The sequence below is a fragment of the Nonomuraea sp. NPDC049421 genome, from assembly GCF_040677005.1.
Taxonomy (GTDB): domain Bacteria; phylum Actinomycetota; class Actinomycetes; order Streptosporangiales; family Streptosporangiaceae; genus Nonomuraea; species Nonomuraea salmonea.
The window spans coordinates 37871-51513 of record NZ_JBFAQA010000051.1; the positions used below are offsets into that span (position 1 = coordinate 37871).

Annotated in this window: 9 protein-coding genes; 7 read left to right on the top strand and 2 right to left on the bottom strand. The window is 73.4% G+C overall.

What is annotated here, in order from left to right; all coding sequences use genetic code 11:
• Nucleotides 1-4: 4 nt before the first annotated feature.
• Nucleotides 5-724, bottom strand: coding sequence for a response regulator (locus AB0K18_RS48405; protein WP_364929348.1), 720 nt, complete (start codon nucleotides 722-724; stop codon nucleotides 5-7).
• Nucleotides 725-848: 124 nt separating this feature from the next.
• Nucleotides 849-2339: an MFS transporter gene (locus AB0K18_RS48410; RefSeq protein ID WP_364929351.1), complete on the bottom strand. Its 1491-nt coding sequence runs from the start codon at nucleotides 2337-2339 to the stop codon at nucleotides 849-851.
• Here AB0K18_RS48410 and AB0K18_RS48415 point away from each other — a divergent pair.
• The 7 genes from AB0K18_RS48415 to AB0K18_RS48445 form a co-directional block, all read left to right on the top strand.
• Nucleotides 2338-5547 (top strand): amino acid adenylation domain-containing protein, encoded by a 3210-nt coding sequence (locus AB0K18_RS48415; protein ID WP_364929354.1) that lies wholly within the window; start codon nucleotides 2338-2340, stop codon nucleotides 5545-5547. The genes AB0K18_RS48410 and AB0K18_RS48415 overlap by 2 nt on opposite strands.
• Nucleotides 5544-8510 (top strand): AMP-binding protein, encoded by a 2967-nt coding sequence (locus tag AB0K18_RS48420; protein WP_364929357.1) that lies wholly within the window; start codon nucleotides 5544-5546, stop codon nucleotides 8508-8510. The genes AB0K18_RS48415 and AB0K18_RS48420 overlap by 4 nt, the downstream gene beginning before the upstream one ends.
• A complete protein-coding gene (locus AB0K18_RS48425; protein ID WP_364929359.1) occupies nucleotides 8501-9439 on the top strand; it encodes an NlpC/P60 family protein in 939 nt (312 codons plus the stop codon). Before AB0K18_RS48420 ends, AB0K18_RS48425 begins: the two co-directional genes overlap by 10 nt.
• Nucleotides 9440-9510: 71 nt before the next feature.
• On the top strand, nucleotides 9511-10311 hold the full coding sequence (locus tag AB0K18_RS48430; protein ID WP_364929362.1) for a hypothetical protein: 801 nt from the start codon (nucleotides 9511-9513) through the stop codon (nucleotides 10309-10311).
• 15 nt (nucleotides 10312-10326) lie between these two features.
• Nucleotides 10327-11775, top strand: a complete 1449-nt coding sequence (locus tag AB0K18_RS48435; RefSeq protein WP_364929365.1) for an FAD/NAD(P)-binding protein — start codon at nucleotides 10327-10329, stop codon at nucleotides 11773-11775.
• Between the two features lie 33 nt (nucleotides 11776-11808).
• The gene (locus AB0K18_RS48440) at nucleotides 11809-12066 is read left to right on the top strand and encodes a family 1 glycosylhydrolase (RefSeq protein ID WP_364929367.1); all 258 of its coding nucleotides are present in this window, start codon (nucleotides 11809-11811) and stop codon (nucleotides 12064-12066) included.
• A gap of 65 nt (nucleotides 12067-12131) precedes the next feature.
• Nucleotides 12132-13643: beta-galactosidase (locus tag AB0K18_RS48445; RefSeq protein WP_364929370.1), on the top strand; the 1512-nt coding region annotated here is incomplete at its 3' end.

The following is a 13643-nucleotide window of genomic DNA, read 5'->3' on the forward strand; positions in this document are numbered from 1 at the left end:
GGGCTCAGCGCTCCGTGGAGGTGTAGCGGTGCTCGGGACGGCCGGCGCGCCCGTACCGCTGACGTTCCGTCGCCAGGCCCACGGCGTGCAGGTGCTGCAGATAGCGGCGCGCCGACGCGCGGGACAGCCCGCAGGCGACGGCCACCTCGCCCGCCGACATGTCCGTGGGCGCCGCCGCCAGCGCCTGCCGGACCATCGTCAGCGTGCTCTGCGCGATCCCCTTGGGCGCCCGGTAGTCGCGCCCGCCGAGGCCGACCAGCCGGAGCGTGGACATCACGTGGTCGATGTCGCCCTGCACCAGGGACGGGTGGTCGTCCAGGGCGGCGATGGTCGAGTGCGCCTGCCAGACCGCGCGGACCGCCGCGCTCAGCACCGCCATGGTGAACGGCTTGAGCAGGTACGACAGAGCGCCCGCGCGCAGCGCGCGCAGCACCTTGCGCCCGTCGTTGTCGGCGGTCATGACGATGACGTCCGGCTGGTAGCGGTGCGGGTGCCTGCTGCGGAGCAGAACGTCGAATCCATCCATGTCGGGCAGGCCGAGATCGAGCAAGACCAGGTCGGGCCGCTGTTCCCCGATCAGGCCGAGCGCGGTCCTGCCGTCGTAGGCCGAGGTCGCCGCGGCGCCGTCCACGCGGCACAGGCGGTCGACACATGCGTGGTTGAGCGTTCTGTCGTCGTCCACCACGAGGATGTGGCGGACCTGCGGATCCCCTGTCTTGCTCATCGAGTACCTTTCGCGTTCCGGCGCCCGCGGGCCACGAGCCGCGGCGGCGATCAGCACCAATGTGCCGACCCTGGTTCGACCGGAACCTTGAAAGATCCTTGATCCGCCCCTGAGAGGGGGTCTGTCACTGCGTGCCCGCGGCGGAGGCCACCGTCCCCGTCCGGCGCGAGTGCAGCACCCACCGCACGCCGGCCTTGGCGCCGCCGCCGGCGGCCAGGAAGATGCCGGCCAGGCCCAGCCAGCCGACCGGCCCCGCGGTGATGAGCAGGCCCGTGACCAGCGAAGGCCCGATCACGTCCTGGGTGGTCTCGCCGAGGTGGAAGACCGCGAGCGCCTTGCTGCGCCCCTTCTCGGGCGACAGATCGTAGGACACCTGCCAGGAGCCCGCGGAGTGCAGGTTCTCCCCTGCGGTGAACACGATCACGCCCAGCACCAGGAGCAGGGACGCGGCCACCGCGCCGAAGAAGTGGGCGCCGGCGAAGACGAGGGTGGCCGCCGCGAGGAGCACCCCGCTGGCCAGCAGCCCGCGCGCGGCCGACGTCACGTCCTTGGTCCACCGCGTCCACCACACCTGCCCGAGCGCGGTCATCACCGTGTTGACGAACGTGATGACCGCGACCATCACCGCGGGCGCCTCGGTGTGCTGGGTGATCCAGAGAGGCAGGGCCACGAACAGCAGGCTGTCGTTCAGCAGCAGCAGGCCGCTCGTCATGGCGAGCGTCAGGTACGGCACGTCGCGCAGCGGATGGACCTTGGGGCCGCCCTCCTTCTCCTGCGCGGGCAGCGGCTTCTCGTACTTCTTCAGCCGGCTGATGAGATACATCATGGGGATGAACGAGCACGCGTTTCCGAGGATCAGCAGCTGATAGGCGATCGGCGTGTCCGCCACCATCGCCACGCTGGACAGCGCCGCGCCGACCGCCAGGCCGACATTGCGCACCGAGTGGATCAGCGCCATCGTCTGCGTGCGTTTGTGCCCTTCGAAAATGCGGCCGATAAGGGCCTGGTTGACCGGGAAGGCGACCCGGTGGCTCACCGTGACGGCTATCACGGCGAAAACGAACTGCCAGAAATTCGTGACGAATGCCAGCAGCGCGAAGAAAAGCACCCGCGTCGCATGGAGGCCGACCATGAACTGCCGCGGCCCGACCCGGTCGGCCAGCGCTCCGGCCGGGACGGCGGCCAAGGTCGCGGCCAGTCCGGCGAGCGAGAGCCCGATGCCGATCTCCGCCGCGGAAAGGTGCACGACCCGCGTGTAGAAGAGCACGCCGCCGGCGAGGAAGAGGCCCGTGCCGATCGAGCCGATCGCCACCGTGCTCACCAGAATCCACGCCGCCCCGGAATCCGGAATCAGATCACGAAGAAAGGTGTTTCGCACGCCACGACCTCTCACGCCGACGGGACTTGACCTGCCGCCGACATTACGAGGGAATGCACCGGCCCGGAATGTTCTGCTCAATAGGAGACCCGGCCCCGCCGCCCGCCCGAGCACGTTATGAGCACAAACTTCAAACGCGCCCGGCCGCCTGCCTAACGTTCGGGACGTGCGGCGCCCTCCATCGATGGCGCGGGCCTCCTGCTGCCTTTCGGTGCAGGCTTCCGGGAAGGATGGCATGGCTGTTTCTGTGACGACGCTCGACGCGGTGCTCCGCGCGACGGTCTCCCGCCTGCCGGACCAGGTGGCCGTCATCGGGGACGAGCACTGGTCGTACGCGCGCCTGGACGCGGAGGCGACACGGCGGGCGCTGGCGCTGCGGGCGAGCGGCGTGCGGCCCGGCGACCGGGTCGCGGTCGCGCTCAAGGGCGACACCGAGGCGCTCGCGGTGGTCGCGGCGGTCGCGCGCTGCGGGGCCTCGCTGGTGCCCGTGGACCTCGCGAACCCGCCCGCCCGCGTGGCCTTCATCCTCGCCGACTCGGGCTGCCGGCTGATCGTCACGGACAGCGCCGGGGCGCTGCGGGGGCCGCCGCCCGGCGGCTGCCCGGTGATCACGACGAGCGAGCTCGCCGGCGTCGCGCCGGTGACCTCCCTGGCCCCGCCCGAGCCGGATGCGCCGGTGGCCTCCCTGGCCCCGCCCAGGCCGGACATGGAGGCCTATGTCCTCTACACGTCGGGGTCCACGGGGAGGCCCAAGGGGGTCCGGGTCAGGCACTCCGCGATCGCCGACCACGCGACCGTCTTCGCGGCGTTCCTGGGGCTCACGCCGGCGGACCGGGTCCTGCAGTTCAGCTCCCTGGGGTTCGACACGGCGCTGGAGGAGATCTGGTGCACCTGGGCGGCGGGCGCGGCGCTGGTGGTCAAGCGGACGCGGGTGCTCGGTCCGTACGAGATGGGCGAGCTGGTCCGCCGTTCCGGGGTGAGCGTGCTGTCGTTGCCCACCGCGTACTGGCGGACCCTGGCCGGCGAGCTCGACGGCGTCTCCCGTGCGGGATGGGAGGGGCTGCGCTGCGTCAGCATCGGCGGTGAGGCGGCCTCCGTGGCGGACCTGCGTGCTCATCGGCGCGGCGCGCTGGCGGGCGCCGACCTGGTCAACGGTTACGGCCCCACCGAATGCGTGGTGACCGCGACGGCGCGACGCTTCGGGCCGTCGGATCCGGTGGACCAGGCGGCCGGGTCGCTCCCCATCGGAGCCGCGCTGCCCGGGCGGGTGGCGGTCGCCCTGCTGCCCGACGGGCGGGCGGCGGGTCCTGGGCAGGAGGGCGAGTTGCTCGTCGGCGGGGTGATCGCGGACGGCTACGTCGGCCGCGACGAGCTGACCGCCCGCCGCTTCGTGCGCCGCCGGATGGCGGGCGAGGAGCGGACGATGTACCGGACGGGCGACCTCGTCCGGGTGCCGGCGGACGGCGACGGGTTCGTGTTCCTGCGCCGGGTGGACGACCAGGTGAAGCTGCGGGGGTACCGGATCGAGCTGGGCGAGGTCGACGCCGCCCTGCGGGAGCTCGGCCCGGTCCGCGACGCGGCCGCCGCGCTGGTGCCACGGGAGCACGCGGAGCCGCTGCTGGGAGCCCTGGTGGTGCCGCGCCGCCCGGAGGCGTGGCAGGCGGCCGAGGCCGCCGGCACGCTCGCCGCCTCCGTCCCGCCCGCGATGATCCCCGCGCTGTGGGTCACGGCCGACAAGGTGCCGCTGAACGTCAACGGCAAGATCGACCGGGCCAGGGTGGCGGAGGCGATCGCCGCAGGAGCGGGCGGCGCCCGGGACGCCCGCCCGCCGTCCTCGGATGACGCCCGGCCGCTCGCCCTCCTGGCCCGGGTCTGGGCGGACGTGCTGGACATGCCGGACCCGTCCCCATCGGACGACTTCCTCGACTCCGGCGGCGACTCCCTGCTGGCTGTGCGGCTGGCCGCCCGGGCGCGCGCCCTCGGCCTGGCGGTGAGTCCGAGCATGGTCCTCCAGCACGGTTCACTCGAACGCATCGCCCTGGCCGCGACCGCCCTGGCCGCGACCGCCACGACCTCGACCGGCACGACGCCGCAGCCCCGGTCCGGCGCCGGCCCCCTGCGGACGGGATCCACTCCGGCCGCCACGCCGGCGGGGCGGCTGATGCCGTCGCAGCTGCGGTGGATCCTGGACGAACCGGTGCCTGACATTCATCACTTCGTGCTGCCGAACCTGTTCCGCATCCCGGCCGCGCTGCCCGACGCGGCGGTCGAGGCGGCGGGGCGGGCGATCGTGGCCGCGCACGGTGCTCTGCGCAGCGCGATCGACTTCGGCGCTCCCGCGATCCGCGAACTGCCCGTGGACGCCGTGGACCCGGTGGAGATCGTCGAGCTGCCCGCAGGCCCGATGGACGCCGTCCTGCCCCCTGCCGCCGAGCGGATCCTGTCGAGCATGGATCCGGCGCGCGGCGGGTTGTTCCGGCTGGTCAGGCTGCGGTCGGGAGAGCGGCATCGGCTGCTGGTCGCCGCGCATCACGCCGTGGTGGACGGCTGGTCGATGGCGCTGCTCACCGACGAGGTCGAGACCGCGTTGAGCACCTGGGCACGTACCGGGCAGGCGCGGCTCGACCCTCCCGCGGCGAGCGTCGCGGACTACGCCGCGCACCTCGCCCGGTACGTCGCGAGCGACCAGGCCCGCCACGACCACGCCGCGTGGCTGGCGGCGCCCTGGTCCGAGCTGGACACGCTGGACGGCGTACGGCGGGACGGCGCGGGACTGCTGCCCACGATCGTCACGAGCCACGCGCTGCTGCCCGCCGGCGACACGGACGCCTTCCTGCGGGCCTCCTCCCGCATCGGCCGGCCCGACGCCCTGCTCCGGGCCTGCCTGCTCGTCGCGGTGGCGGAGTGGACGGGCGTGCCGGTGCAGGCCGTGGACGTGTACGGCAACAACCGGGTGAACCCTCCAGGAGGGCTGGACCTCACCGGAACGATCGGCTACATCCAGACCACGCATCCGGAGTTCGCCGTGGTCGAGGGAACGGGCGTGAAGGCGGTGCGCTCCGTGCTAGACGGCCCCCGGTACGCCCCGCCCCGCCCGTACGGTTTCGACGCCCTGCGGTTCCTGTCGCCCTCGGCGGAGGAGCGATCGGCGCTCGCGGCGCTGCCCCGGCCGGTCCTGCGGCTCAACTACCGGAGCCAGATGGACCGGCTGAGCCGGCGCGCTTCCGACGCGATCCTCGCCGACGCCGACGAGGACACCGGCAGGCACCGCTCGCCCCGGCAGCGTGAGCGTTACCTGCTCATGTTCGAGGCCGACGTCATCGGCGACCGCCTGGACATCGGGGTGAAGTTCAGCACCGACCACTTCGACCGTGACGCGATCGACGCGCTGGCGGCGCGCGCGGCCCGCCTGCTCGGCGAGACCGTACGACAGGGGGCCAGGTGAGCGTCATCGACGACGAGGAGCGGCTGGCTCGGGTGATCGCCGGCCACGTGGCCGAGCTGCTGGGCGTCGCGGCCGTCGAGACGGACGCCGACCTGTGGTCGATGGGCCTCGACTCGCTGGCCGCCATGCGTCTCGTCCGGCGCCTGTACACCGACCACGACCTGACGCTCCGCGCGGACGCCGCCCTGCACGCGGGCACGGTGGCCGCGCTCGCCAAGCTGGCCGCCCAGTCCGCCCGTCCGTCGCGCGCCGAGACCGGGGCGGCCGAGGCGAGCGTTCCGACCACGGGGCAGCTGGCCCTGTGGCTGGACGGCCAGGTACGCCCCGAGCTGGCGCTCGGCAACCTCGTCCTGTTCGGCTTCCGCATGACCGGCCCGCTGGACACGACCCGGCTGACCGAGGCGATCCGGCAGGTGGTCCGGCGGCACGACGCCCTGCGCACCGGCATCACCGCCGACGAGGACGGCATGCCGGTCGCGGTGACCGTACCGGAGGAGCGCGCCCTGCGGCTGAACGTCACCGAGGCAGGCGGCGGCGGGCTCGCCGAACGGACATCGGCGCTGGCGCGGGCGGTGGACGTCGCCGACGGGCCGCTCATCGCGGTCGAGCTCCAGTGTGGGGACGGCTGGACGGATCTGGTCGCCGCCGTGGCGCACATCGCGTTCGACGGGCACAGCGAGGCGCTGTTCGCCGCGGAGCTGAACGCGTTCCTGCGGGGCGAGCGGCTGCCGCCGGTACGGTCGTTCGCGCACGCGTACGGCGCCCAGGCCAGTGACCGCGCGGCGCCGGCGGGGTGGATCGCCGAGCTGGCCGCCACCGAGCCCCTGACCTGGCCGGGTGAACCGCCCGGCGGCGCCGGCGACCGCTACGGCCGGCTGGCCTGCGATCCGGACGAAGCGGCCGGCCGGGCGCTGGAGGCGGCGGCGCGCTCGGCGGGGGTGACGCCGTTCGTCCTGGCCCTGCACCGGTTCGGGCGCGCCCTGCGCGCGGTCACCGGGGCGCGGTCGTTCCGCGTCGGCGTTCCCACGGCGGGACGCGACGACCCCGCCGCCCACGCCACCATCGGCTATTTCGTCCGCGAGGCGGTCGTGCCGCTGCGGGACGGGGAGCTGGACGGCTCGCCGGCCGGCCTGCTGGAGACCTGGCGGCAGGCGATGCGCTGGTCAGGCACGTCACCGCACGACCTGGCCAGAGGCATCCGCCGGGCGGGGAACCGGGACCCGATCTTCGGGGCGCAGTTCATCTGGCAGAACACGATCTCCGCCGACTGGGACGTGCCGGGGGTGCGGGTGGAGCCGCTCGACGTCCACCCGGTCGCACCGCAGACCGACCTGTCGCTGGAGTTGTGGCCGTCGCGGGACGGGCGGATCAGGGGAGCGCTGGAGTACGACCGCGCGGTCGTTCCCGCGCAGGCCGCGGCCGAGGTCCGCGCGCGGTTCCTGGCCGAGCTGGCCGCACCCGCCGCGCAGGCACGGGCCGATGATCACCGTCCTCGATCCGTGTGGCGGCGGATCCGCGAGCACGCCGAGCGGAACGGTGACCACGTCGCCCTGCGCGGCGGTGGCGAGCAGGTCACCTATCGGGAGCTGACGGAACGGGTGCTCCGCCATGCCGAGTACCTGAGCAGGCGCATGGAGGAACCGGGCGAACTGGTCGGCATCGCCCTGCCCAACGGCCGGGACGCCGTCGTGACGATGCTTGCCGCGATGGCCGCCGGCGGCGCGTTCCTCCCGCTCGACACCGCCTGTCCCCCGGAGCGGCTGGCCGAGATCACCCGCGACGCGGGCCTGCGCATCCTGATCGACGAGTCGACGCCGCCGCCGGACGGCCCGGCGACGCGATGGTCAGCTCCGCCCACGGCCGACGACCTCGACGCACTGGCCTGCGTCTTCTACACCTCGGGCAGCACCGGCCGCCCGCGCGGCGTCATGATGCCGCACGGCCCGCTCGCCGCCTACGTCCGCAACCTGGTGGCCGACTGGCACATCACGCCGGCCGACCGGTTCGTCCAGCTCTCGGCGCTGGCCTGGGCGAACAGCGGCGAGGAGATCTTCACCTGCCTCACGGCGGGAGCGACCCTGTACGTCGAGCCCGGCCTGCGTTTCCTGCCGATGGGCGCGTTCGTCTCCTTCGTGGCCGAGAACGACATCACCGTCCTCGACCTGCCCACGGTGTTCTGGCGTGAGCTGACGGACTTCCTGCACCGCGGGGAGGCCGCGCTGCCCTCCGGCGTCCGGCTGGTCGTGATCGGCGGCGACGGCCTCGACCGGCACTCGGTGCGCAAGTGGCAGGCGGTCGCCCCTGCCGGGGTGCGGCTGGTCAACACCTACGGTTCCACCGAGTTCGGTCTCGCGCTGCAGGCCGACATAGACCGGCGACCGCCGCCGGATGCGCCGCCGCCCATCGGCCGGCCGCTGCCGGGCATCGTCGCGTACGTGGACGGCCGCCCGCTCGACACGCTCCCGGCCGGCACCACGGGAGAGCTCGCCATCGGCGGCGCGACGGTCGCGCGCGGCTACCTCAACGACCCCGAATTGACCGCGGAACGGTTCCGGCGGGACGGGAGCGGCCGGCGGCGGTTCCACACGAGGGACCTCGTACGCGTACGCGAGGACGCGTCCTTGGAGTTCGTCGGCCGGATCGACCGCCAGGCCAAGATCCGCGGCAACCGCGTCGACCTGACCGAGATCGAGGCGTTGCTGGAGAACGAACCCGGCGTCACCAGGGCCGTCGCCGTGCCACTGGCCGGGCCGGACGGCCAGACCAGGCTGGTCGCCGTGGTCACCGGCGAGGATCCCGATCCCGGCGGCCTGCGCGCGGCGCTCCTGCGCCGGTTGCCCGCCTTCGCGGTGCCGGACCGCGTCCTCCCGGTCGCCGACCTGCCCCTGCTGACCAGTGGGAAGAAGGACGTGCTCACAGCCCGTCAGATCGCGGCGGAGAGGGCGGGTTTCCCATGGACGTAGCGCGCGGGACGGCGTACGTCGCGGTGAGCGTCGCGACGGTGTGGACCGACGGCTCCAGCCCCCGCCCGCAGGACGCGGCGGGCCTCGGCAACCCGGTGGACGTGCCGGGCTGGCTGGCCGCCACGTCGGCCGACCGCGAGGGCCTCATGTCCGGCGGCCTCACCCAGACCCAGGCCCTCTACGGGGACGAGGTCGAGATCGTGGGCGGGAAGGGCGGATGGTGCGAGGTCGCCGTGCCGGGGCAGGCCAGCAGGAAGGACGACAGGGGCTATCCGGGCTGGATCCCCGCCGCCCAGCTCGTGACCGGCCCCGCCTTCGGCGAGCTGCGCGCGACCGTACCGTTCGCCCAGGTGGACCGGGCCCGCACCACGGTGCTGTACCAGGACCGGCGGCTCTCCTCCGCCCTGCTGCGCATCAGCGCGGGCACCCGCCTGCCCGTGCTCGCCGAGGACGGCCCCGCCGTCCAGGTGGCGACGCCGTGCGGCGGGTCCGGCTGGCTGCCCGCCGGAGCCGTCACCGTGCGCCGGTCGGTGGACGACATCCCCCGGCCCTCCGGCGTCGATCTGGTCGCGACGGCGGCGCTCTTCCTCGGCCTGCCGTACCTGTGGGCGGGGCGCTCGGGGCTGGCCGTCGACTGCTCGGGGCTGACCTCCCTGGTCCACCACATCCACGGCATCCCCCTTCCGCGCGACGCCGACGACCAGCACCTGCACCCCGCCGGCCGGGACGTGGACGCGACCGCCGGGCTGGAGCCGGGCGACCTGCTCTTCTACACCGACGATCGCGACGGCGCCTCGCGCGCGATCGATCACGTCAGCATGTACGCCGGCGACCGCCGGATGATCGAGGCGCGAAACGGCCGCCACGCCCGCGTCACCGAGGTGCGCACGGAGTTCCTCGCGGGCGGCAGACGTTTCGCGGTGTCCTAGTCCGAGATGCGAGTCAGGAGACGTCTCGTGCGTGAACCAGCAGCACCCGGCCGTCCGGCGGGTGAGGACTTATGAAGGTCGTCTTCTCCGAGTGCGCCCCCGACTACGGGTCCTACGTCTTCCCCTACCAGGTGTGGGCGTTCCTCGAGGACGGCGAGGACATCGCGGTGCCGTACGAGAACGGGTTCCTGCCGGGCGTCCTCGACCTGTCGCGCTTCTACCTCACCCGCAGCGTCAGGGTGGACCTGCGGCGGTACACGAGCACCGGCCGGGTGCGCTACGTCCGGCGGCGCTGCCAGGACATCGGGTGGGAGCTGCTCGACCGCCGGGACTTCCGCTGGAGCCCGGAGTACAAGGCCCTGTACGCGGACTACTTCGACCAGCAGGAGATCAACGCCGGCTACCGCAGGAGCCGCTTCGAGGAGATGCTGGAGGCGCCCTTCACCACGCACGTGGCGCTGTTCCACGACGTACGGGACGGACGCGCGGCCGGCCTCGTGCCCCTCTTCGCCGGCGCGGGGCTCGCCCAGTACGGCATCCCCGTCTACGACACCCGCTACCGTCCGATCAGCATCGGCAACCACATGATGAGCAGCGTGCTCGCCGAGCTCCAGGCGCGGGGACTGCGTCACTGCTACCTCGGCTCGTGCTACACGCGGGGAGACCTTTACAAGACCCGGTTCGCCGGGATGGAGGTCTTCAACGGCCACGCCTGGACGAGCAGCAGGGAGGAGCTCCACTTCCTGCTCGACCAGCAGGACGACGCCGCGGGCGGCCACCTCCTCGAACACCGGCCCTACGTGGACGCCTACTGCGGCGCGGACGTCGCGTCCCTGCGCTCCACGGCGCCCGGCCGCCTCACCCTCGCCTAGCGGCTGGAGACCCTCATGCGCATCGCGATGGTCGGCGGAGGCGCGGCCGCGGTCAGCCTCCTGGACAGCCTGCTGACCGTGAACCCCGGCGGCGTGGCTCTCGACCTGTGCGTGTACGAGCCGGGGGAGCTCGGGCAGGGCCTGGCGTTCGCGGACGACCTCGACTGCGCCCTGATCAACCTGCCGAACGGGCGCATGTCGATCCGCGACGCCGAGCGTGACCATTTCCTGCGCTGGCTGGAGCGGCCGGCCGTTCCGTTCCCGCCCGGCATCGACGTGCGGCCCGACGGGTTCGCGCCGCGCCGGATCTTCGGCCGTTACCTGCGTGAGCACTTCGCGGCCTGCCGGGCGGCCGCGCGGGAGCAGGGCTGGCGGGTCGGCGTGCGTCCAGAGACCGTGCTGGAGGTGGCGCGCGGCGGGGACGGCGGCTTCCTCGTGCGCTCGGACCGGGGGACGCGGGCGTACACCCACGTCGTGCTGGGGGTGGGGCCCGGCGGGCCGGCGGACCCGTACCGGCTGGCGGGCGCGCCGAACCACATCGCCGGCCCCTACCCGCTGAAGAAGCGGCTGCTCGAGGTGGATCAAGGGGCGCACGTGCTGATCGTCGGCACGGGGCTCACGGCGGTGGACACCGTGCTCGGCCTGCTCGCATCGGGGCACCAGGGGCGCGTCACCATGGTGTCGCGCAACGGCGTCCTGCCCGAGGTGCTGGCTCCGGCCAGGGAATGGCGGCGCCTGCATCTCACCGGCGAGGGCCTCGACCAGCGCAGGGGCGCGGACGGCAGGCTGGGGCGGCGGGCGGTCATCGACCTGTTGCGCGAGGAGCTGAGCGCCGCGGGGTTCGACGCGCGGGCCGAGCTGGACTGGTACCGGCGCGGGCGATCGGCCGCCGGCTACCTGCGCCACCAGCTCACGCACCCCGAGGCGAATCTCGTGCAGTCCCTGTTCCTGTCCCTGCCGACGCCGCTCGCCCGCGCGATCCGCGCCGCCCTGCCGGACGAGGACGTGGCGCTGATGCTGGGCGGCTACAAGCCGACGCTGCGCAGCCTGCAGTGCCCCATGCCGCCGGGGACGGCCCGCACGCTGCTCGAGGCGATGGACTCCGGCCGGCTCACCGTGCTCGCCGGCGTGCGGGAGGTCCGCGCCGCGCACGGCGCGTTCACCGCGCTGGCGGGCGACGCGGTCGTGACGGCCGAGGTGGCGGTGGACGCGACCAGGGCGAGCCCCGCCAGGACGCGAGGGCCGCAGGGCCGGCTCGTCGCCGCCCTCGACCGCAACGGCCTGGCCGCCTGGGACGCCTACGGCGGGCTCAGGACGGACCCCGTCACCGCACGTCTCGACCCACGGCTGAACCTCTTCGCCATCGGCGAGCTCACGGCCGGCGACATCTACTACGCCAGCAGCCTGCCGGCGGTCAACAGAGGCGCGGACACCGTCGCGAAGGCACTGCTCACCCCCAGCTGACCCCCAGCCGACCCACACGCACTCGGCAACTCGATGAGCGTGGCGCTGCTGGCCAGGCCGCTGGTCGCGGTGGTCGCCGTCTTCTCCTTCACCGGCACCTGGGACGGCGGCGTGGACGTGCGCGGCTACCTGTACTGGTCGCTGCTGGACAACTACGAGTGGGGCGGCTACGAGCCGACGTTCGGGCTGGTGGCGTGGGACCGGGACACCTTCGCCCGCCGCCCGAAGCCGTCCCTGGCCTGGCTGGGCGAGGTCGCGCGCACCGGCGTCGTGCCCGTCCGACTCCACTAGTAGTATTTTTTCACTCAGTCGTAGTACTGTACGGCGGTTGTACGACCCTGAGGAAAGGTGCAGCTGTGCGACGAATCGGCGTCCCGGGCGAGACTCCCCCGCCGCTCGAAGGCCATCTTCGGCTGGGTGACCCGCCCGGAGCGCCCGATGCGATCACCGTGAACTCCCGCCACCTGAGCAGGGGCGGCGTGCCGTGGTTCCCGATCACGGGCGAGTTCCACTACGGGCGCTACCCGGCGGCCGAGTGGCGGGAGGAGCTGCTGAAGGTGCGGGCGGGCGGGGTGACGGTGGTCTCCACGTACGTCTTCTGGAACCTGCACGAGGAGCGGCGCGGCGTCTTCGAGTGGAGCGGCGACCGGGATCTGCGGCGGTTCGTGCGCACGTGCGCCGACCTGGAGCTGGACGTGTTGGTGCGCATCGGGCCCTGGGGGCACGGCGAGTCGCGCAACGGCGGGTTCCCCGACTGGGTGCTGGAGGCCGGCTGCGTGCCGCGTACCGATGATCCCCGCTACCTCGACCTCGTGCGGCCGCTGTTCGGGCAGATCGGCGGCCAGTTGTCCGGGCTGACCCGCGAGCACGGCGGCCCGGTGGTGGCGGTGCAGGTGGAGAACGAGCTGTACGACCAGCCCGGCCATCTCGTCACGCTCAAGCGCATGGCGCGGGAGGCCGGCATCGACGCGCCGCTGTGGACCGCCACCGGATGGGGGCACGCGCGGCTTCCGGCGGACGAGCTGATCCCGCTGTTCGGCGGCTACTCCGAGGCCGCATGGGACACCGCGCACGACGGCTGGCCGCAGCAGAGCAGGGCCCACTACTTCTTCGGGCCGGGCCGCGACGACGACTCCATCGGCGCCGACCTGCGGACGACCGAGGTGACCGGCTCCGACGAGAGCCACCTGGCGCGCTACCCGTTCGCCACCTGCGAGCTGGGCGGCGGCATGTACACCTCCTACCACCGCAGGCCGATCGTCGAGGCGGCCGACATCGCCGCGCTCGGCCTGGTCAAGCTGGGCAGCGGCTCGGTGTGGCAGGGCTACTACATGTACCACGGGGCGTCCCAGAAGATCGGCGCGCTGTCCACCCTGCAGGAGTCGCACGCCACCGGCTACCCCAACGACTGCCCGGTCGTCGGCTACGACTTCCAGGCGCCGCTCGGCGAGTACGGCCAGTTCCGCGAGTCGTTCCTCCACCTGCGGCGGCAGCACCTGTGGCTGGCGAGTGACGGGCCCGCCCTCGCCACCATGACGCTGGTGATGCCGCAGGACGCGCCCGACGACCCGGCCGACCGGGACACCCTGCGCTGGTGCGTACGCTCCGACGGCCGCTCCGGCTTCCTGTTCGTCAACGATCACCAGCCCGTCGAGACGCTGCCCGCCCACGAGGACGTGCGGTTCGCGGTCGAGCTGGACGGGCGTGAGCTCGTCGTCCCGCGCGGGCCGGTGACGGTGCCGTCCGGCGCGCACTTCGTGTGGCCGCTCGCCCGGCCGGTCGGCGACGCCACGCTGCTCACCGCCACCGCGCAGCCCATGGGCGGTCTGGAAGAACACGTGGACGCCGGCGTCCACGTGTTCTTCCAG